This window comes from Pseudomonas sp. MWU13-2862 (genome assembly GCF_023242495.1).
Taxonomy (GTDB): Bacteria; Pseudomonadota; Gammaproteobacteria; order Pseudomonadales; family Pseudomonadaceae; genus Aquipseudomonas; species Aquipseudomonas gingeri_D.
Genome location: NZ_JALMEZ010000007.1, coordinates 143,414 through 164,011, shown reverse-complemented (window position 1 = coordinate 164,011; position 20,598 = coordinate 143,414). Strand labels below are relative to the sequence as shown.

The 20,598-nt window shown below is 62.7% G+C and carries 19 protein-coding genes; 10 read left to right on the top strand and 9 right to left on the bottom strand.

Annotated features, from left to right (window positions below; translation table 11 throughout):
- Window positions 1-173 precede the first annotated feature (173 nt).
- On the top strand, window positions 174-941 hold the full coding sequence (locus M5C56_RS14540; protein WP_103496120.1) for a DeoR/GlpR family DNA-binding transcription regulator: 768 nt from the start codon (window positions 174-176) through the stop codon (window positions 939-941).
- 114 nt (window positions 942-1,055) lie between these two features.
- On the opposite strand, the gene M5C56_RS14535 is transcribed toward M5C56_RS14540, so the two are convergent.
- Window positions 1,056-1,688 carry a PQQ-binding-like beta-propeller repeat protein gene (locus M5C56_RS14535; RefSeq protein ID WP_103496121.1) on the bottom strand — a complete coding sequence of 211 codons (633 nt, stop codon included), beginning with the start codon at window positions 1,686-1,688 and terminating at the stop codon, window positions 1,056-1,058.
- Between the two features lie 9 nt (window positions 1,689-1,697).
- Window positions 1,698-2,918 carry a helix-turn-helix domain-containing protein gene (locus tag M5C56_RS14530; protein WP_103496122.1) on the bottom strand — a complete coding sequence of 407 codons (1,221 nt, stop codon included), beginning with the start codon at window positions 2,916-2,918 and terminating at the stop codon, window positions 1,698-1,700.
- Window positions 2,919-3,040: 122 nt separating this feature from the next.
- On the opposite strand from M5C56_RS14530, the gene M5C56_RS14525 reads away from it, so the two are divergent.
- From M5C56_RS14525 to M5C56_RS14515, 3 genes are all read left to right on the top strand, one after another.
- Window positions 3,041-3,838, top strand: coding sequence for a thioredoxin family protein (locus M5C56_RS14525; protein WP_103496123.1), 798 nt, complete (start codon window positions 3,041-3,043; stop codon window positions 3,836-3,838).
- 5 nt (window positions 3,839-3,843) lie between these two features.
- The gene (locus M5C56_RS14520) at window positions 3,844-4,110 is read left to right on the top strand and encodes a hypothetical protein (protein ID WP_103496124.1); all 267 of its coding nucleotides are present in this window, start codon (window positions 3,844-3,846) and stop codon (window positions 4,108-4,110) included.
- Between the two features lie 116 nt (window positions 4,111-4,226).
- Window positions 4,227-5,873 (top strand): SulP family inorganic anion transporter, encoded by a 1,647-nt coding sequence (locus M5C56_RS14515; protein ID WP_103496125.1) that lies wholly within the window; start codon window positions 4,227-4,229, stop codon window positions 5,871-5,873.
- A gap of 30 nt (window positions 5,874-5,903) precedes the next feature.
- Here M5C56_RS14515 and M5C56_RS14510 read toward each other — a convergent pair whose 3' ends face one another.
- From M5C56_RS14510 to M5C56_RS14490, 5 genes are all read right to left on the bottom strand, one after another.
- Window positions 5,904-6,089: a ribbon-helix-helix protein, CopG family gene (locus tag M5C56_RS14510; protein WP_103496126.1), complete on the bottom strand. Its 186-nt coding sequence runs from the start codon at window positions 6,087-6,089 to the stop codon at window positions 5,904-5,906.
- A 132-nt stretch (window positions 6,090-6,221) separates the two neighbouring features.
- Window positions 6,222-7,100: a glutathione-dependent disulfide-bond oxidoreductase gene (yghU, locus tag M5C56_RS14505; protein ID WP_103496127.1), complete on the bottom strand. Its 879-nt coding sequence runs from the start codon at window positions 7,098-7,100 to the stop codon at window positions 6,222-6,224.
- 20 nt (window positions 7,101-7,120) lie between these two features.
- Entirely contained in the window at window positions 7,121-8,608 is a 1,488-nt protein-coding gene (locus M5C56_RS14500) for an efflux transporter outer membrane subunit (RefSeq protein ID WP_103496128.1), read from the bottom strand.
- On the bottom strand, window positions 8,601-9,773 hold the full coding sequence (locus tag M5C56_RS14495) for an efflux RND transporter periplasmic adaptor subunit (RefSeq protein WP_103496129.1): 1,173 nt from the start codon (window positions 9,771-9,773) through the stop codon (window positions 8,601-8,603). The genes M5C56_RS14500 and M5C56_RS14495 overlap by 8 nt, the downstream gene beginning before the upstream one ends.
- A gap of 1 nt (window position 9,774) precedes the next feature.
- Complete coding sequence (locus tag M5C56_RS14490) at window positions 9,775-12,963, bottom strand: efflux RND transporter permease subunit (RefSeq protein WP_247263192.1); 3,189 nt, start codon at window positions 12,961-12,963, stop codon at window positions 9,775-9,777.
- Between the two features lie 350 nt (window positions 12,964-13,313).
- Here M5C56_RS14490 and M5C56_RS14485 point away from each other — a divergent pair, with 350 nt between their 5' ends.
- On the top strand, window positions 13,314-13,727 hold the full coding sequence (locus M5C56_RS14485) for a MarR family transcriptional regulator (RefSeq protein ID WP_103499444.1): 414 nt from the start codon (window positions 13,314-13,316) through the stop codon (window positions 13,725-13,727).
- Window positions 13,728-13,743: 16 nt separating this feature from the next.
- Here M5C56_RS14485 and M5C56_RS14480 read toward each other — a convergent pair whose 3' ends face one another.
- Window positions 13,744-14,715 carry a LysR family transcriptional regulator gene (locus tag M5C56_RS14480; protein WP_103499445.1) on the bottom strand — a complete coding sequence of 324 codons (972 nt, stop codon included), beginning with the start codon at window positions 14,713-14,715 and terminating at the stop codon, window positions 13,744-13,746.
- A 180-nt stretch (window positions 14,716-14,895) separates the two neighbouring features.
- Here M5C56_RS14480 and M5C56_RS14475 point away from each other — a divergent pair, with 180 nt between their 5' ends.
- Window positions 14,896-16,428 (top strand): MFS transporter, encoded by a 1,533-nt coding sequence (locus M5C56_RS14475; protein ID WP_103499446.1) that lies wholly within the window; start codon window positions 14,896-14,898, stop codon window positions 16,426-16,428.
- A 14-nt stretch (window positions 16,429-16,442) separates the two neighbouring features.
- Here the strand turns inward: M5C56_RS14475 and M5C56_RS14470 are convergent, their stop codons facing one another.
- Window positions 16,443-17,075, bottom strand: coding sequence for a TetR family transcriptional regulator (locus M5C56_RS14470; protein WP_103499447.1), 633 nt, complete (start codon window positions 17,073-17,075; stop codon window positions 16,443-16,445).
- Between the two features lie 81 nt (window positions 17,076-17,156).
- On the opposite strand from M5C56_RS14470, the gene M5C56_RS14465 reads away from it, so the two are divergent.
- From M5C56_RS14465 to dapF, 4 genes are all read left to right on the top strand, one after another.
- The gene (locus M5C56_RS14465; protein ID WP_247263193.1) at window positions 17,157-17,822 is read left to right on the top strand and encodes an O-methyltransferase; all 666 of its coding nucleotides are present in this window, start codon (window positions 17,157-17,159) and stop codon (window positions 17,820-17,822) included.
- Window positions 17,823-17,955: 133 nt separating this feature from the next.
- Entirely contained in the window at window positions 17,956-19,023 is a 1,068-nt protein-coding gene (locus M5C56_RS14460; protein WP_103499861.1) for an NAD(P)-dependent alcohol dehydrogenase, read from the top strand.
- A 213-nt stretch (window positions 19,024-19,236) separates the two neighbouring features.
- On the top strand, window positions 19,237-19,686 hold the full coding sequence (locus M5C56_RS14455) for a hypothetical protein (RefSeq protein WP_103499859.1): 450 nt from the start codon (window positions 19,237-19,239) through the stop codon (window positions 19,684-19,686).
- Window positions 19,687-19,706: 20 nt separating this feature from the next.
- A complete protein-coding gene (gene dapF / locus M5C56_RS14450) occupies window positions 19,707-20,522 on the top strand; it encodes a diaminopimelate epimerase (protein WP_103499860.1) in 816 nt (271 codons plus the stop codon).
- Window positions 20,523-20,598 lie beyond the last annotated feature (76 nt).

The following is a 20,598-nucleotide window of genomic DNA, read 5'->3' as shown; positions in this document are numbered from 1 at the left end:
CCGGCAATGAGGCTAACGCCAAATACACATAAATACAACAATGCCACAATATTACACATTTATGGCACATCGACACTTTCTCACCGATGGTGATGGGCCGCCGACTTGACAGCGCTGTCCCGTCTCCCACAATGCGTGCTCGGATACTGATCCCAACAGCAAGGACATGAGGTATGTGGCAAGAAGAGCGTTACCAGCGGATTCGTGCACTGCTGGCAACCTTGCAGCGCGTGACCACCGACCGCATCGTCACGGAACTGAATGTTTCCCGCGAAACAGTGCGGCGTGATCTGGTGGCGCTGGAAGCCCTGGGCGAGCTGAAACGCATCCACGGTGGCGCGATCATGGTCGAGGACGAGGCGCCGATAGCCGAGCGCGCGCATATCAACGTCAAGTTCAAGCGTGACCTGGCCCGTGCCGCGGTGGGTTTGCTCAGCCATGGGCAGACGATCTTTATCGACGCTGGCACCACCACTGAAATTCTTGCCCAGGAACTGGCCAAACTGGGTGGGCTGACGGTGATTACCAACGCGTTCAATGTCGCGCTGCACCTGCGCGGCAGCGCACCGGGCAGCCTGCACAACGAAGTGATCATCCTCGGCGGTTCCCTCGGTGACCGTTCACCGGCCACGGTGGGCGCAACCACGGTGGCGGAAATCGGTCGCTATCGCGCCGACCTCGCGCTGCTCTCGCCGGTAGGCGTGGACGCCCACCACGGCGCCAGCAACTACGATCACCGCGAAAGCGAGGTGGCACGGGCCATGGCCGAGCACGCCGAACGGGTGGTGATCCTTGCCGACTACAGCAAGCTCGGCGTACAAAGCCGTATCAGCTTCTGCCCGCCGGAACGCATCGATGTGCTGGTGACCAATCAGCGGGCCAGCGAAGAAGTGGCGTTCGAGGCACTGAAAGCCCGCTTCAAGGAAATCATCCTGGCCTGATGGCCTAGGTTTCGCGCACGTTTGAAAGCAGCCAGGCTGCCCAACCAGCGGCCGGCGAGCTTGCCAGCGATGGTGCCCAAACAGGCACCACCGGCCTCGCTGGCAACTTTCTGTTTATCGGGGTCGACGGACTGCCCGGATCCTGCCACTGTTTCCGCCACCACAAAAAAATCGATCCTGGCCATCGGACTCAAGCCCCGACACCCCCACGCCAGCCGGCATATCGATCCGCTCCAGCAGCGCGCCCGTCTGCGGATTCACCCGCCTTACATCGCTCTTGTCGTCTTCCCAGGTACCGTGCCAAAGCTCGCCATCAACCCAGGTCACCCCCGTGACGAAGCGCTTCGATTCGATAATGCGCAGAACCGCCCCGGTTTCGGGATCGACCTGATGAATCCGACGACCCCGATGCTGCCCGACCCAGAGCGTTCCCTCGGCCCATGCCAGTCCGGAGTCACCACCATCGCCGGGGGCCGGTATGCTCGAAAGCACCTCGCCGGTCTTCGGATCGATCTTGCGGATGCGCCCCTCGGCAATCTGGAACAGGTACCGGCCATCAAAAGCGGTGCCGGCCTGCGCGGCGACATCGATCGAGCGCACCACCGCCCCGGTTTCCGGGTCAAGGGCATTGAGCCTGTCACCCGAGGCAAACCAGATGTGCTGGCCGTCATAGGTCACGCCCGCAACCGAGTCGGCCCCTGGAAAAGGCCCGTATTCACGAAGAATTTCAGCTTGAGAGTTTTTCATGAGCTCAGTCTAGTCGCTGTCCAGCGGCCCCGGGAGTAACAACGTTGACGGGAACCCCGGCACGGACGGGAGCGTCCAGCGGCAGGCCGGCCCACGACCGAAAGCTTGCACCCTGCCTGTCGTCGCCAGGGCTTCGAGCGCCCGCTGCACCGTGCGCGGGCTGCTCCCCAACGCAATCGCCAGGGCCGAACTCGACCACGCTTCACCATCGGCCAAAAGGGCGAGCAGCGAACCATGCCGCTCCTCGACAGGCGGTGCCAGGATAACCACCTCATGGGCCTGTCGCGGCATGAGCACAAAGCCCTCGCCGGTCGCCCTCACCTGCGCGAACCCGCGAATCTCACCCCGCAACCGTCCTATTTCGACCCGCAGCCGGACCCGGTGCGATTCATCGGCCTCCTTGCCGCGAAATGCCCGGGCGATCAGCACCTGCCGCGAGACCGCACCCGGCCAGCTCTCGGCGAGGGCACGGAGCAACGCGAACAGGACCGGTCGCGTCGTCAGCGATACCTGGGTGTGACCTTCAACCACAGCGTAGCGGCAGGCATCCACCACCAACGCCGCGGAGGCAAACAGTTGCTCGACTTCCTCCAACAGCAGCAAACGCGCCTCACCCCCCGTGATCAGACGTGCCGCAGGTATCTTCAGGACCTGCGAGGCGCTTTCGACTTCAGCCGCCAATACGCCGATACCCGCCTCATGGGCGGCATTTTCCGCCCGCTGCAACGCAGCGCGTGCCGCCGCCGTGTGCAGGCGCCGGATGGCGATCCCGGCGCAGGCCAACTCGTAAGCGGCCCTCAAGGGCGGCGCCAGCAATCTCGGTTCAAGCGCGTCCAGCAGACGTTCGGCCTGGCCAAGATGACCGGTCAACAGCAGGCGCCGGGCTTCGAGATGACGCGCATGCGCGGCATTCAAGCGATCGCCATACCCCTCGAGAACCGCCCGCGCGTCGGCGAGTGCCTTGACCGGCCAGGCCAGGTCACGGGAGACCAGTGCAATCTCGGCTTCGGCGACAATGCAGCGCGCCCTCGCCACCGCCTCTTGCGGCCCGAAGGCACGGACTGCCAGCTTGAGCAGCGCCCTGGCACGCACCAGATCACCCAACTGCGCCATGGCAATACCGCGCAGCGCAAGCCCGGGCCCGTCGTCGCGCAGGGCCACCCGCTTCAAGGCGCCGAGGACATCCCCGCCGGCAAGCAGCCGCGCCGCCGCCGTGATCATCGCGTCCATGGGCATCCCGTCACACTTGTCACTCCCGCCATCTGCCAGGCCCGTCCTAGTCTGTTAACGACCACCCCGTAACCGCTCGCACAACCGATGGTACGACGAGCACTGGCAAATGGAGAACCCTGATGACCACACAGAAGATTGGCACACGCGAAGAATGGCTGGCGGCGCGACTCGACCTGCTAGCCGATGAAAAGGAACTGACCCGGCGCGGCGACGCCCTGGCCCGGCGACGCCAGGCACTGCCCTGGGTACGGATCGACAAGGCCTACCGCTTCGACACCCCGGCGGGCAACGTCTCACTGCTGGAGCTGTTCAAGGGCCGCTCGCAGCTCCTTGTCTATCACTTCATGTTCGGGCCTGACTACAGCGCCGGCTGCCCGTCCTGCTCGTCGATCGCCGATGGTTTCAATGGCATCGTTATCCATCTCGAACACCATGACGTCGCCTTTACCGCCATCTCGCGGGCACCGCTGGCCAAGCTGCAGGCGTTCAAGCAGCGCATGGGCTGGAGCTTCGACTGGGCCAGCTCGTTCGGCAGCGATTTCAACAGTGACTTCAATGTCTGGTTCAGCGAGGAGCAGCAGCGCGAAGGCGGCATCGTCTACAACTACCTGCGCGAGGCGCCTTTGGCGGGGCCACAGAGAGGCCAGACCGTCAAGGAGTGGCAGTTGCAAGGTAGTGAAAGTCCGATTGCCCGGACCGCCGCCGCCACCGGCACCGACATAGCCACCTTCATTCGCGAACGGCCCGGTCTCAGCGCCTTCGTGCTTGAAGAGGGCGAGATCTACCACACCTACTCCAGCTATGCCCGTGGGTTGGACGGTATCTGGGGCATGTACCAGTGGCTCGACCGCGCGCCCAAGGGCCGCAACGAGCAGGGTATCTGGTGGCGCCGCCACGACGAATACGATCAGGAGTAAGCAGCATGCTCTTGTCCAGTCGAACAAATGAAGATCGATCGAACGGAGCGCCAGCCGGCAATGCGCTGAGCATTGCCGACTGGATGTGCCTGGCCGCGGCCCCAACCTTCGCCGGCATGGCACTGCTCACGGCCCTCAGCCCGGGCACGCAGATGGCCTGCTCGTCGATGCAGGGAACCTTTGCCCTCGACGGCATGGTGACGATGTACCTGATCATGGGCGCCTTGCATCTACCGCCCTGGCTACGGCTGCTTTCCGGACGCTCCCGTTGATTCCACGACGGCGAACAGCAAGGATTCCGGCATCGGTGGGGACTACAGAATCCTATTGCTGTTTTATTATCATCATATGTTAATGTTATGCACATGACCCCCGTGGAGCAAGCGTCATGATCGCGATACGAGAAGCGTGGAAATCCGGATTGCTGGGGCGCAAGCACTGGTCTCGCAACCTGGTCGCGGGCGTCATCGTGGGGATCGTCGCGCTACCGCTGTCCATGGCCTTTGCCATCGCCTCGGGGGTCAAGCCCGAACAAGGCATCTACACCGCCATTGTCGGCGGCCTGCTGGTGTCCCTGTTCGGTGGCAGCCGGGTACAGATCGCCGGCCCCACCGGTGCCTTTATCGTGATCCTGGCCAGTATCAGCGCCCGCTACGGCATTGACGGCCTGCAGATAGCGACGTTCATGGCCGGGGCGATCCTGCTGCTGCTCGGGATCACCCGGCTCGGCGCCATTATCAAGTTCATCCCCGACCCGGTGATCGTAGGCTTCACCGCCGGTATCGGCGTGATTATCTGGGTCGGACAATGGAAAGACTTCTTCGGCCTGCCGAAAGTCGCCGCCGGTCATTTTCATGAACAGCTCTGGCACCTGCTTCAAGCGCTGCCGCAGCTTCACCCGGCGACAACCCTGCTGGCATGCCTGAGCCTGCTGCTGGTATTGCTCACGCCCAGGCTCCCCGGTATGAAACGCGTGCCCGGGCCATTGGTCGCGATGGTGGTCGCCACCGTCATGCAGTCGTTTTTCCAGTTTCCCGGAGTGGCCACGATCGGCAGCGCCTTCGGCGGGATCCCCCAGGGGTTGCCGACCTTGAGCCTGCCGGAAGTGACCCTGCCGCGAATCATCGAATTGATCGGCCCGGCGTTCGCCATCGCCATGCTGGGCGCCATCGAGTCGTTACTCTCGGCGGTGGTCGCCGACGGCATGGCCGGCACCCGGCATGACTCCAACCAGGAATTGATCGGCCAGGGCATCGCCAACCTGTTCAGCCCCTTGTTCGGCGGCTTTGCCGCGACCGGCGCCATCGCCCGAACGGCGACCAATATCCGCAACGGCGGCAACAGCCCCCTCGCCGGCCTGGCCCATGCGCTGACCCTGGTGTTGCTGATTTCCTTCCTGGCGCCATTGGCTTCGAATATCCCGCTGTGTGCCCTCGCGGCCATTCTGTTTGTCGTGGCCTACAACATGAGCGAGCTGAAGCACTTCAAGCGCATGCTCCAGCGGGCGCCACGGGCCGATATCGCGATATTGCTGATCACCTTCCTGCTGACGGTCTTCAGCGACCTGACCATCGCCGTGAATATCGGCGTCATTCTCGCCATGCTGCAATTCATGCGGCGAATGGCGTCTTCGGTGGAAGTGCAGAAAATGGTCGGCAAGGACCTGGAGGTCGAGCTGCGCCTCAACGGCCAGCTCGAGTTACCGCCCAATGTCCTGGTGTATGGCATCGAGGGGCCGCTGTTCTTCGGGGCGGCGGAGACCTTCGAACGGGTGCTGGCACAGACCCACACCGATCCCGGGACCCTGATCATTCGCCTGAATCACGTGCCCTTCATGGACATCACGGGTTTGCAGACCCTGCTCGAAGTCATCGAGCAGCTACATGGCCGAGACATTGTCGTGAAGTTGTGCGAAGCCAACGAGAAAGTCCTCGGCAAGCTGCGCAAGGCCGGGATACTCCAGGCACTGGGGCCTGGGCACTATCATGCCGACTTCAATTCGGCACTGACCGCAACCCGTGAACCCGGGCAGTAAAGCCTGTCTGCCCGGCGTCGAACGGCCGTGTCATTGCACCTTGCCGGCGGTCTTGCTCTGGGTCGAATAGGAAACACCGTGGGTTTCCAGGTAGTCGCGAATCAACTGGCGGACCACCTGGGACGGCGTCAGGTCCTGGGCAGCGCAAAGCTCCTCAAGGGCCTTTTTCTTGACCGGGTCAATGAGTACGGTCAAGCGTGCAGTCTTGCTTTCCATGGAGATACCGACACTCTGAAGCGGCTTATGATAATCAAATTATAATAAGCACGCTCCAGCTTGTCACGTCCTCACCCGGGCGGCCAGCGCACGCCACCTCATCATCTTGCTTAGACGCCGCTATCGACAGGGTTACTCGCTCGCAACAGCCAGCTTGTCCTGGGTGCGGGTAGCGAAATCGCTGGCATCGTGGCGCTCGCGCAACTGCCCGGAGAGCTCCCCGGACACCCGGTTGACCATGCGCCCACGCTGCACGGCGGGCCGTGCGTCGATAGCATCGGCCCAACGCTGGACATGCCGGTAATCCTGCACCGAAAGAAATTCCGCCGCCTCGTAGAGCCGACCTTTCACCAGACCACCGTACCAGGGCCAGATCGCCATGTCGGCGATGCTGTACTCGCTGCCCGCGATGTATTCGCTGACCGCCAGTTGCCGGTCGAGCACATCGAGCTGACGCTTGGTTTCCATGGCAAAACGGTCGATCGCATATTCGATCTTGGTCGGCGCATAAGCATAGAAATGCCCAAAACCACCGCCCAGGTACGGCGCGCTGCCCATCTGCCAGAACAGCCAGGACAGGCATTCGGCCCGGGCCGCGGGATCGGTCGGGAAGAACGCGCCGAACTTCTCGGCGAGGTACTGCAAGATGGCCCCCGACTCGAAGACGCGGATCGGTTTTGTACCGCTGTAATCCATCAGTGCCGGAATCTTCGAGTTCGGATTCACCCTGACAAAACCACTGCCGAACTGCTGGCCTTCACCAATATGGATCAACCAGGCATCGTATTCCGCCCCTGAGTGACCGAGGGCCAGCAGCTCTTCGAGCAGGATGGTGACCTTCTGGCCATTGGGCGTGGCCAGGGAATACAGCTGCAGCGGGTGACGTCCGACCGGCAGGTCCTGGTCGTGGGTCGCACCGGCAATCGGCCGGTTGATATTGGCGAATTTCCCGCCATTCTCGGTGTGCCAGGTCCAGACCTTGGGTGGCAGATACTCCGATGGGTTCGTCATGCTCGATAGACTCCTTGGGTTCAATGAGGTGCCGTGGTGCTGCCTGCTGCAGCCTGATTGACTGCAACCTCGGGCTTGCCGTTCAACTGCGTGATGTTCCAACCACCGCCCAGCGCCTTGATCAGGCCGACATTGGCGCTCAACTGCTGGGTCTGCAGTTCCAGCACCGAACGCCGCGCTTCCAGCGAGGCGACCTGCGCCGTCACCACATCCAGGTAAGCCACGGCTCCCTGACGGTAGCGGGCCAGGGACAGGTCTTCGGAATACTGTGCGGCCGCCGCTGCGTCTCGCTGATCGACCAGTGCGTTGTCGAGCCCGGCGATGGTCGAAAGGTTGTTTTCGACCTGTTCGAAGGCACCGAGCACCACGCTACGGTACTTGGCCGCCGCTTCATCGGTGGCCGCCTTGGCGATATCCACCTGGGCCTGGCGCGCACCACCGTCGAACAGGGTCGCCACCAGCGAAGGGCCAATCGCCCAGAACAGGTTCGGGGCCGTCAGCAGGTTGGCGAACTCGTCACTCTGATAGCCCCCTTGGGCGCTCAGGGTAATCGCCGGGAACCAGGCGGCCTTGGCCACGCCGATACGGGCGTTGGCAGCGGCGATCCGACGTTCGGCGGCGGCGATGTCAGGACGCCGTTGCAACAGCGTCGAAGGCAGGCCCGTGGGCACACTGGGCAAGGCAATCGGCGCGGTGTTCGAGGCAATGGCATAGGTCGACGCCGACTCCCCCAGCATCGCGGCAATTGCATGCTCGATCAGCGCCCGCTGGACCCGGTTCTGGCTCAACTGCGACTTGACCGACGACAACTGGGTACGGGCCCGCGCCACATCCAGGCCGGAGACGATCCCACCACTGTGCAGCCCCTCGGTCAGGCTCAACGCCTTGGTATAGGCATCGCGGGTTTCGCTCAGCAACTGGTTCTGCCAGTCGAGGCCGCGCAGGTGGATGTAGTTGTCCGTCAACTGGGCCTGCAGACTCAAGCGTACCGAGGCCAGGTCGGCCTGTGACGCCTGGGCTTCGCTGACACCGGCCGCGACCGTGTCGCGCACGCGGCCCCAGAGGTCGACTTCATAGTCGACCTCGATACCCAGCGTTGCCGAGTCGTAGACATTCGGCGACGTGGCCGAGCGCAACGGGCGCGTATCCGACTGGCGTATACGCTGGCCATTGCCGATCGCCTCGACCTTGGGAAACAACCCGGAGCGGGTCTGGTCGACGAACGCCCTGGCCTGGACATAATGCGCCAAGGCAGCACTCAGGTCCGGGTTGTTGACCAGCAACTGCTGCTGCATCGCATCCAGTTGCGGGTCCTTGTAGATCCGCCACCAGCCTTCCCGGCTGGCCTGATCGTCGGGCGTGGCCAGCGTCCACGGGCCCTGGGTATGGAACTGCCCGGGCTCCGGGGTCTTCGGCACTTTCAGCGCCGGCGCCAGCGAGCAGGCACCCAGGCCAAGGCTGGCGATCAGGTACAGGCCCGATGGCCACAGCAGGCTGCGCTTAGCCATGGGGCTTGGCCTCCACCCGCACCGCATCGTTGTCGCCCAGGCCATCGGGCGGCGTGTCGATCACCCGGTCGCCGGCGTCCAGGCCGCTGCCGATTTCCACCGTGTCACCAAAGTCGCGGGCGATGCTGATGGTCTTGAACAGCACATGATCGTTCTTGTCGAGGGTCGCGACCCGCATGCCGTGCTCATCGAACACCAGGGCACTGGCCGGCAGGCGCAGCACATCGGCCTGGACCGGCAGGTCGAACTGCACGCTGGTGTAGCCACCCGGCAACAGGCGACCGCCGGGGTTGTCCACCAGCAGTTGCACCAGGGTGCTGCCGGAAGCCGCCGTCACCGCGTCGGCGGTGGCGATCACCCGGGCGTTGAACGACTCCTTGCGGTACTCGGGCACCGTGAGCCGGGCCGTGGTGCCGATGCGGATCTGCGGCGAGAAGGTCTGCGGCACTTGCACATAGACCCGCAGGCGGCTGACATCCGAAACGGCAAACAACTCCCGCCCGGCGCTGCCACCGGCGCTGATCAGGGCGCCGACATCGGTGGAGCGCGCGGTGACCACGCCGTCGAAGGGTGCCGTCAGGCGCTGGAAGCCCTTGGTCGCGACCAACTGCTCGACACTGGCCTGGGCCGATTTGACGTTGGCCAGTTTCGCCGCCAGGTCGCCGGTGCGCTCATCGACATCCTGGCGCGACACCGAATCGGACGCCAGCATCGCCTGCCAGCGCTTGGCCGTGGTTTGCGCCAGCGTGGCATTGGCCTGGGCCGAGGCCAGGTTGGCACGGGCCTGTAGCAGTTGCTGGTCGAGCTCGGGGGTATCGATCTCGGCGAGCAGTTGCCCGGCCTTGACGTGGGCCCCGATATCGACCTTCCAGGACTTGAGGTAACCGTTGACCCGGGCAAAGATCGAGGCCCGCGAATACGCCTCCATCCGCCCGGGCAGATTGAGGACCGGCCCCTGGGGCTGGACGCCCGGGGTGATCAGGTTGACGCTGGGCAGCGCCTGGGCGTTGGTCCAGGTTTTCAGCTCCCGCGACTCGTTGGCCCGCACGCTGATGCCCAGCACCACGACGGCGACCAGCAACGCCAGTCCCAACACAAGAGCGATCAAACCACGGCGTGAGCGTGTGCGAGGGGGCGGATTGGGTACGGTGGTATCGGTGGACATGTCAGACCCCTTGAGCAGCAATGGCAGGCGATGCGGCGCGCGCATCGCGCCCATGGACAAGACTGAAAATCAGTGGAACCAGGAACAGCGTGGCGATGGTGGCGAAGCCCAGGCCGCCGATCACGGCGCGGCCCAGCGGTGCGTTCTGCTCACCGCCCTCCCCCAGGCCCAGGGCCATCGGCGCCATGCCGATAATCATCGCGATGGCCGTCATCAGCACCGGGCGCAGACGGGTAAAACCGGCTTCCAGGGCGGCCTTGAGCGGATCGCCGTGTTCGGCCAGGCGTTCGCGACAGAAACTCACCACCAGGATGGCGTTGGCGGTGGCCACGCCCATGCACATGATCGCCCCCGTCAGGGCCGGCACCGACAGCGGCGTGTGGGTCACGAAGAGCATCCAGACAATCCCGGCCAGGGCCGCCGGCAAGGCGGTGATAATCACGAACGGATCGCTCCAGGACTGGAAGTTGACCACGATCAGCAGGTAGATCAGCACCACCGCGCCGAGCAAGCCGAACAGCAGGCCGTTGAAGGCCGAGTTCATGGTCTGCACCTGGCCCTGCAACTGTACTTTCGAACCGGTGGGGATGTCGCTGGCATGGGCCGCGATGATCTTCTGGATATCCGCGGACACCCCGCCCAGGTCACGGCCCTGGATCGAGGTCAGGATCTCCACCACCGACTGGATATCCGACTGGGTCACCACCGAATTGCTATGGCTGCGCTCGATCGACGCCAGGGCGCCGAGGGTCTGGTCCGCGGCGGCGCTGGCGTTACCCGTCAACGGCAGGTTGTGCAGGGCTGCCAGGCTGTCGAGGCTGTATTGCGGTGTCTGCAGGACGATCGGGTAGGACACGCCGTTGGCCGTGTTGAGCCAGAACGTCGGCGCCACCTGGCTGGAACCGGCGAGGTTGACCACCAGGCTGTTGGTGACGTCACGCTCGGTCAGGCCGACCAGTTGCGCCCGGGTCCGGTCGACATCGATCTTGAAGGTCGGCAGTTGCTGCGACTGCTGAAGACGCGCATCCACCACGCCGGGGACCCGGCGGATATCACGCAGCAGGCTGCTGGCATAGGTGAAGTTGGCCGCCAGGTTGTTACCGCTGATCTGCAGGTCGATCGGCGCCGAAGAGCCGAAGTTGAGGATCTGCCCGACAATGTCCGAGGCCGGGAACGAGAACACCGCATTGGGGAACTCACGGGGCAGGGTCTCGCGCAGTTCCTTTATGTACTCGGCGGTTGGCCGATGTCCCTCTTTCAGGCTGATCTGGATATCGCTGTCCTGGGAGCCCACGGTCCCGGTGTTGTTGTAGGCGGTGTTGATACCGCTGATGGGCAAGCCGATATTGTCCACCAGCGCGGCCAGTTGCTCGGGCTCGATTATCGTGCGGACCGACTTCTCGATCTCGGCAATCAGCTGCGCGGTGCTCTCCACCCGTGTGCCCACCGGAGCGCGCACGTGCAGCAGGATCTGCCCGGAGTCGACCTCGGGAAAAAAGTTGCGCCCCAGGAACGGCACCAGGGCGAACGAGGCCACGACAAAGGCCAGCATCGCCACCACGACCGTACGCCGATGCTGCAAGGCACCTTCCAGGGCTGCGTGGTAATGCCCGCGAAAGGTCTCGAAAGCCGCCTCGAAGCCGCGCTGGAACTTCACCAGCGGATTGTTCGACGGCGCTACATGGGGCTTCCCGTCATCCCCATGTACATGGGGTTTGAGCAGGTAGTTGGCGAGGGTCGGAACCAGGGTCCGCGAGAGGATGAACGAGGCGATCATGGCGAAGATCACCGCTTCGGCCATCGGCACGAACAGGAAACGCGCAACCCCGTCGAGGAAGAACATCGGTACGAATACGATACAGATACACAGTAGCGAGACAAACGCCGGCGTGACGATCTGCGCGGCGCCATCGAGTATCGCCGTCTCCACCGGCTTGCCGTGCTCCAGATGCCAGTTGATGTTCTCGATGGTCACCGTGGCATCGTCCACCAGGATCCCCACCGCCAGCGCGAGCCCGCCCAGGGTCATGATGTTGAGGGTCTCGCCGAGCATCGACAGGGTGGCAATCGAGGACAGGATCGCCAGCGGAATCGACACGGCGATAATCACCGTCGAACGCCAGCTGCCGAGGAACAGCAGGATCATCAGGCTGGTCAGTGCCGCGGCAATGATCCCTTCGCGAGCTACACCGCTGATGGCCGCACGGACGAACAGCGACTGGTCGCCGATCAGGTCGATATTCAGGTTCGGCGGCAAGGCCGCCTTGGATTCGGCCAGCTTGTCCTTGATCCCGGCGATCACCCCCAGGGTCGAGGCCGAACCGGTCTTGAGCACCGGGATCAACACCGAGCGGTTGCCGTTGACGTGGACGATATTGGTCTGCGGCGGGTTGCCGTCGCGCACCGTCGCCACGTCACGAATCAATACCGTGGTACCGTCTGCGGTCTTGATCGGCAGGTTTTCCAGGTCGCGGAAGTCCGAAGGCGCGTTGTTCAGTTGCAGCATATATTCGTAGCTGCCGATCTTTTGCGTGCCCACCGGGGTGATCACGTTCTGCGTCGCCAGGGCGGTGGCGACGTCCTGGGCCGAAAGCCCGCGGGCCTGCATCCGCGCTGAATCGAGGTCGATCTGCACCTGGCGGGTTTTACCGCCGAACGGATAAGGCACGGCCGCACCGGCCACCGAAGTGAGCAACAGGCGTACGGTATTGAGCCCCAGGTCGCCGAGCTTCTGTTCGCTGAGCCCGTTACCCGATAACGCCAGTTGCACGATAGGGACCGTCGAGGCGCTGTAATTGAGAATCAAGGGCGGCACGGTACCGGGTGGCAGGTTGCGCAGGATCGCCTGGGACACCGAGGTCAGTTGCGCGTTCGCGGTGCTGATATTGACCCCCGGCTGGAAGTACACCTTGACGATGCCGAAACCGTTCAGCGACTGCGCCTCGATATGGCGGATGTCGTTGACCGTGGTGGTCAGGACCCGCTCGAAGGGCGAGGTGATACGGCCGGCCATCTGATCCGGTGGCAACCCGGTGTACTGCCAGATCACGGCAATCACGGGGATGCGGATTTCCGGAAAGATATCGGTCGGCGTACGCCAGGCGGCCAGCGGCCCGACGATCAGGATGAAGATAGCCAACACCAGGAAGGTGTAGGGGCGCCGTAATGCAATGCGCACAAGGCTCAGCATAGGTGTGATCCAGACAGGGGATTGAACACGGAAGAAGGTACGTGATGCAGGCGAGAGGGACGCTGGCCGTAGCGCCCTGCTTCTGCCCTGTCGCCTTTTCCACCCGGGCAAATTGCCCTGACATCCAGGTCATAAAGAGGTATATGCCACGATATAGATCTTAGAGGCATACGCAAGTATATTTCTTGTCAGATAGGCCGTTTTCGGCCATGACCTGAAAAAACCTTGTTCTCGAGGCGGTCACAGGCATAATTACTGGCTCGACCTTTGCATTAGAGAGTGATCAGTCCTTGAAATGTGCGCCACCCAGTCTTGACAGCCCCCAGACCAGCAGTTGCGCGAACGGTGCTGTGCGCCGTGCGTCCCGGCGCCTGGGACAAATCTATGACGAAGCGTTCGCAGCCTGCGGCCTGAAAGCTACCCAGTATTCCCTGCTGTCGCATATCGCCCGCGCCGACCGGCCGAAAATGCGTGACCTGGCCCAGTCCCTGGTGATGGACCTTTCCGCACTCGGCCATACCCTCAAGCCGCTGGTGCGCGACGGGTTGGTGGTGTTGCAGGTGGACGAGCTCGACCGGCGCAGCCGGCGCGTGCTGCTGACCGAGGAAGGCCAGCGCAAATACGAAGAAGCCCGGCAGATCTCCCAGCGGATGTCGTGCCGTTTCGAGCAGGCATTCGGTGCAGAGGAATCCCTGCAACTGCGCAAGACCCTGGATTTTATAGCCTCGGATGACTTCGCCCGCTCATTGCTGGAAAGCGATTGACGCCCAGGATCAGCGCTCAACCACCCTCGCGAGCCAGCGGGCTCTCGCTCCTGCGGGCATAGAGACACTCCTGCGCGAGGGTCGCACGCAACTGCACCGCCTCCTGCTCCAGCCGCTCGCACATGAAGTCCACGAAGACGCGAATCTTGCGCGACAGCTGGCGGCTCGAAGGCCAGACGATGCTCATGCTGTCCGGAGGGATCAGATAGCCATGCAGCAGGCAGCGCAACGAACCGTCGGCCAGGGCCTCGCGGGCGAGGAAGTCCGGGATGGTCCCCAGGCCAAAGCCCTTGACCAGTGCCGCAAGCACCATTTCCATATTGTTGCTGATCATCACCGTGCGGGTCCGTGGCTCCCGCGCGCCCTCCTCGCGCATCAACGGAAAGTCCAGCAGCTTGCCATTCTTGAAATAGCGAAAACGCACCGCCAGGTGATCGTCCAGTTCAGCCGGGGTCTGCGGCGTGCCATGGCGTTCCAGATAAGCCGGCGCAGCGCACAGCACTGGTTGCACGCCCGGCAACGGTCGGCTCATCAGCCGCGAGTCCGGCAGTTCGCCGCTGCGAATGGCGATGTCCACGCCTTCCTCGATCACATCCACCAGTTTGTCGCTGAAGTCGAGGTCCAGTTCGATATCGGGATATAGCGCCATGAACGCCGTCAGTACCGACTGGAACAGATGATAGCTGGCCGCCGGCATGCTGATGCGCAAGCGCCCACGGGGGATTTCCGTGGACTGCGACAAGGTCGCCTGGGCGTCGTCGAGGTCATCGAGGATGCGCCGGCAACGCTCCTGGAACACCCGGCCCTCGTCGGTCAGGCTGAGGCTGCGGGTCGAGCGTTGAAACAGCCGCACGCCCAACTGCTGTTCAAGCCGGGTCACGCCCTTGCCGACGGCCGAAGCCGACAGCCCCAACGCCCTGCCCGCCGCGACGAAACTGCCCAGTTCGGCCGTGCGGATAAAGGCCATCAAGCCACTCAGTCGATCCACCTGCCGCCTCCTATTCGATCCTTTTATTCCGATATGGGCGGAATTTTTACCGCTTTTTGCCAGATTACCCGCTCATTAAAATCCTTGCATGTTCCGACAGCCCGGACAAACCAGCAAATCGCGGCCGTCGTCTCGCTTACCCAGGGCAGATACACCCGCCCGCTACAAGGATCTCTCAAGATGCCCACTCCACTCTTGCTTCAACAGAGGCTGATACTGCTGGCCGTCTGCATCACGGCCATCACCATGCCCTTCAACTTCACCGCGGCGGCCGTGGCCCTGCCTGCCATCGGCCGCACCTTCGGCGGTTCGCCGATGGAACTGAACTGGGTCACCAACGCCTTTATGCTGACCTTCGGCAGTTGCCTGATGCTGGCCGGCGCGCTGGCGGACAATTATGGCCGCAAGAAAGTCTTTATCGGCGGCGTCAGCGCTTTTGCCCTGCTCGCCGCGGCCTTGCCCTTCGCCCCGAGCCTGACGCTGTTCGACGTCCTGCGCGCAGCCCAGGGACTGGCCGCCGCGGCCGCCTTCTCCAGTGGCATGGCCGCCCTGGCCCAAGTCTTCGAAGGCCAGGGACGCATCCGGGCGTTCAGTTTCGTCGGAACCAGCTTCGGTATCGGCCTGGCCTTCGGCCCCGTGGCCGCCGGCGCGATGATCGAGGCGTTCGGCTGGCAGGTGATCTTCCTGCTGATCACCTTGCTGGCGGCGATTTCACTGATCCTGGCCACGCGCTATATGAACGAGTCGCGCAACCCCGAGGCGGCCGGTATCGATTGGCCCGGCGCGATCACCTTCACCTGGGCGCTGGGGATCTTCACCTTTGCCATCCTCAAGGCGCCGGAAAGCGGTTGGGCCGATCCGCTGGTGCTCGGGTTGTTCGCCGTCGCGCTGCTGTCCTTCGCCGCCTTCGTCATCATCGAACAGCGGGTCGCCCAGCCGATGCTCGACCTGACGCTGTTCCGCTTCCCGCGCTTCGTCGGCGTGCAGTTGCTGGCGGCCGCACCGGCCTATTCCTTCGTCGTGCTGCTGATCCTGCTGCCAATCCGCTTCGTCGGCATCGAAGGCATGAGCGAGGTCGCCGCCGGCTGGTTGCTGGTGGCGTTGTCGGCGCCACTGTTGGTATTGCCGATTGTCGCAGGCTACCTGACTCGCTGGCTGTCGCCCTCGACCTTGTGCGGCAGTGGCTTGCTGGTGTGTGCCGCCGGGCTGTTCTGGCTGGGCCATGTACCGGTGGGCAGCAGTACCACCGCGCTGGCCTGGCCCATGTTCGTCATCGGTGTCGGCATCAGCCTGCCCTGGGGCTTGATGGATGGCATGGCGGTCAGCGTGGTGCCCAAGGAGCGCGCCGGCATGGCCACCGGTATTTTCAGCACCACCCGGGTGGCCGGTGAAGGGGTGGCCATTGCCGTCGTCATGGCGCTGCTGTCGGCCTTCACCGCCAGCCACCTCGGCGGCACGGCGACACCCGATATCGTCGGCGCCGCACAGCATCTGGCCACCGGCGATCTTGCCGGCGCCATGCAATTGCTGCCCGCCGCCGGACGCGCGGCATTGGCCGAGGGCTACAGTGCCGCGTTCAGCACCTTGCTGTGGGTACTGACGGCTATCACCGTGCTGACGGCCGCCGTGGTGTTTCTGTTTCTCGACCGGAGCTCGGTCGAGAATAACAGCGATACCGAACGGGATGACCAGGTGCTGGATCAGGCGGCCTGATCCGACGAGGGCTGTCAACAGTGTCCGAGGCCTCGCAGGTAGGCGCAAAACATGTCGGCCATGGCATCCGCATAGGTTTCGATCTGCGCCGGGGTCCGTGGGCTTTCCGAAAACTGCTTGCCCACCGAACTGAGCGTCACCTTGATCAGATCGCCGGCCACGGCCCGGGTCGCGTCCGAGGCCTCGGGCAGTACCTCGCGCATGAACACTTCGACAGCCTGTTTGCCCGCCGCCCTTACCTCCTGCGCCTCGGGTGCATCGCGATAAAACGGCGCGGCGTCATCCAGTGCCACGCGCACCTCGGCCTCATCGCATTCGGAGCGGATAAAGACGTGAACCAGCAGACGCAACCGTTCCAGCGGCGGATTACGGGTGTCTTCAAGGATGCCGCGCAGCATCTCGCTGGTCTCGCGCCACTCATCGCTCTGCAGGCGAAAGAGGATCGCCGCCTTGTTCGGAAAATACTGATACACCGAACCGACGCTGACCCCGGCCCGTTCGGCCACCCGCGTGGTGGTAAAGCGGCGCATGCCCTCCTTCGCCAAAACCTGAATAGCCGCTTGCAGAATCGAATCGACCAGGTCATTGGAACGAGCCTGCTTGGGCTGTTTGCGTGAGGTAATCCGCGTACTTGGGTGATCGGTCATGGGCAAGGCTCGCAATGCGAATAGAAAACATGAAGGTTTATTCGCATTATAAACCCTCACCGACCCCACTTGGAAAACCCCATGAAAACCCTGACCCAAGCCCCCCTCGCGCCCCTGCTCGACCGCCTGTTCGCCGAGGCCGATGAAACCTGGCCAACCCTCGTCGCCGCCGCCGGCAATATCTCGGAAGAAGAGCGCGTGCGCCTGATGTGCAGCAAGACTGACTACCTCGAGTTCTATACCCGCCTGAAGGATTTTCCCCTGGCGGTCTCGCGAGAGACCGGGACACTCCTGTATATGCTGGCGCGCAGTTGCACGGCACGGACCATTGTCGAATTCGGCACCTCGTTCGGCCTCTCGACCCTGCACCTCGCCGCCGCCCTGCGGGACAATGGCGGCGGCCGCTTGATCACCAGCGAATTCGAGCCATCCAAGGTGCTACGGGCACGGAACAACCTGGCGCTCGGCGGGCTGCTCGACCTGGTGGATATCCGCGAGGGCGATGCCTTGCAAACCCTCAGTGTCGACCTCCCGGAAAGCATCGACCTGGTCCTGCTCGACGGTGCCAAGGCGCTCTACCCCGAGATCCTCGGCCTGCTGCAGAACCGCCTGCGGCCTGGCGCGCTGATCATCGCCGACAATGCCGACCATAGCCCCGAGTACCTGGCACGGGTGCGCAATCCTGCCGAGGGTTACCTGTCCACGCCGTTCGCCGAAGACGTCGAACTGTCCATGTGGCAGGGCTGAACCAACCGGGGGGCTTGCGGACACGGATAGACCGGCTTGTCCCCCTGTCTCAGGATCGTCATCCGCTTGAACGATTCAGTGGCTATGCTGGTCAAGTTATTTCCTGCCCCATGAAACCCAAGGTGACGACGCCATGACCAAGACGTATAGCTACGCGGCCCAAAATCCCAAGGATTCACTCAAGCCTTTCACCTTCGAACGTCGCGCTCCCGGCGCCGACGATGTGCAGATCGAGATCCTCTACTGCGGCGTCTGCCACTCCGACCTGCACACCGCGCGTAATGAATGGCACAACACCTTGTACCCGTCGGTACCGGGGCATGAAATTGTCGGCCGGGTTACCGCAATCGGTGCCAATGTCAGCAAATTCAAGGTCGGCGACCTGGCCGGTGTCGGCTGCATGGTCGACAGCTGCCAGCACTGTGCATCCTGCGTCGAAGGTGAAGAGCAATATTGCGAGAGTGGCTTCACCGGCACCTACAACGGCCCGGTGTTCGGCGGTGAAAACACCTATGGCGGTTATTCGGACAATATCGTCGTCAAGGAAAAGTTCGTCCTGCGCATTTCCCACGGTGAAGCCAATCTGGCAGCCGTCGCGCCGCTGCTGTGTGCCGGCATCACCACCTATTCGCCGCTGCACCACTGGAAAGTCGGTCCTGGCAAAAAAGTCGGGGTGGTCGGTCTCGGCGGCCTGGGGCACATGGCGGTGAAAATCGCCCATGCCATGGGCGCGCATGTGGTGCTGTTCACCACCTCGCCGAACAAGCGTGAAGACGGCCTGCGCCTGGGTGCCGATGAAGTGGTGGTGTCGAAGAACGCGGATGAAATGGCCGCGTTCGCCAACACCCTGGACTTCATCCTCAACACCGTGGCCGCGCCCCACGACCTGGACGCCTTCCTCGCCCTGCTCAGGCGCGACGGCACCATGACCCTGGTCGGCGCCCCTGACAGTCCGCACCCTTCGCCTTCGGTGTTCAACCTGATCTTCAAGCGCCGCAGCCTCGCCGGCTCCCTGATCGGCGGCATCCAGGAAACCCAGGACATGCTGGACTTCTGCGCCAAGCACGGACTGGTCTCGGATATCGAGATGATCGATATCCAGGACATCAACGAAGCCTATGGCCGCATGCTCAAGGGCGACGTCAAATACCGTTTCGTGATTGACATCAAGAGCCTGAAGAAAGAAGCCAACGCGGCCTGATCGAGCCCTTCCCCCCGGCACCGCGATGACAGCGCCGGGCGCGCTGTCATCGCGGGCTTCCGAAGCCGACTATCCACTCCTGAACCTGGTGAGGTACTGTAGGAGCACGACGCGTGATCCATCGGTGGCTGCAAGAGCGAAAGCGAATGCCGGTGGCTAAGCAAGACAGGGTTGAACCGAAAGGCAAATCCCTAAATTCAAGATGAGATCAGAATGTTCAAGAAAGCTGTTTTTTGCCTGTCCCTCCTGGCAACTGCAAGTTCCGCCTACGCCAACGACGCCATTGCCTACAAAGACGAGTTCGAGAACCAATACAGTCAGTGCATTGAAAACAAGTTGGCCTCGGATTGCTGGAGCAAGGCTTTTTCCGGACACTTTGACAAGTGGCAAACCAAGGAGAAGGATCTCATCTCCAAAAGCCAGAACACACTTTCCGCCTGGCTCGGGAAACATGAAATATACAAAATACACTTGACCCCCAAAGAGACCAAAGGTGAAGTGTTTGAAAACAGAGCCTATCTGATCGAACGCGATGACGGGCAATTAATCGGTATTCATATCGGTTTCAGGCAAGTCCAAGGCCAGTGGTACGTGTCTGAACTCCTGGCCAACGCCGACGACGCCTTTATCAGATCCATACTGGATATGCCCAAGATAAAATAAGGCGGAAAAACAGGCCCCGTATGACGCTGAACTTCGTAAAGATGCATGCCCACGGCGACGATTTCGTTATTGTCGACCTGCGCGGCAAAGTCGATCCGATCACTCCCGAGGTGGCTCGTCGCCTCGGTGATCGGAATCGAGGCATCGGTTTCAATCAGTTGGCCGTGGTACTCGACTTCGAAGAGGCGGCGGCACGCTTGCTGTTCTGGAACGCGGATGGTTCCAGGCTCGAAACCTGCGGCAGTGCAACCCGTGGCGTGGCGGATATGTTGATGCGTGAGGCGAATAGCACTTCGGTTCTGCTCAGGACCGACCGCGGCTTGCTGACCTGTGTCCGCGAGTCGGATCAGCGGGTGTCGGTGGACATGGGCAAACCTTCGCTCGATTGGCAGTCGATCCCGCTTGCCGAAGAGGTCGACACCAACCGCTTGCCGCTGCCCGGAAGCCCCACGGCTTGCAGCATGGGCAATCCGCACTGCACCTTCTTTGTCGAGGATCTGGCAGCGGTCGACGTGGCGGCTTTTGGCCCCACGGTCGAAACCGATGCGTTTTTCCCCAAGAAGACCAATGTGCATTTCGTCCAGGTCATCGACCGTGGCCATATCCGTTTACGCATCTGGGAACGTGGCGGCGGTATCGCCCTGGGCTCGGGTTCCTGCTGCTGCGGGGCGGTCGTGGGCGGGATTCGTCGTGGCCTTCTGGACAATGCCGTCGAGGTGGAATGTGACGGTGGAACGGTGCGGGTGAAATGGGATGGCGTCGGCGGCGTGGTCCTGACCGGATCGGTTGAACCGATTTGCTCCGGAACCATTGCGAGCCATTTTCTGCAAACCTAGGTCCCTCTACTGATCATAGGGGCAAACACAATACCTGTGGAAGCAACTGTCTTGAGCTTTTTTTTGAAAGTCATTT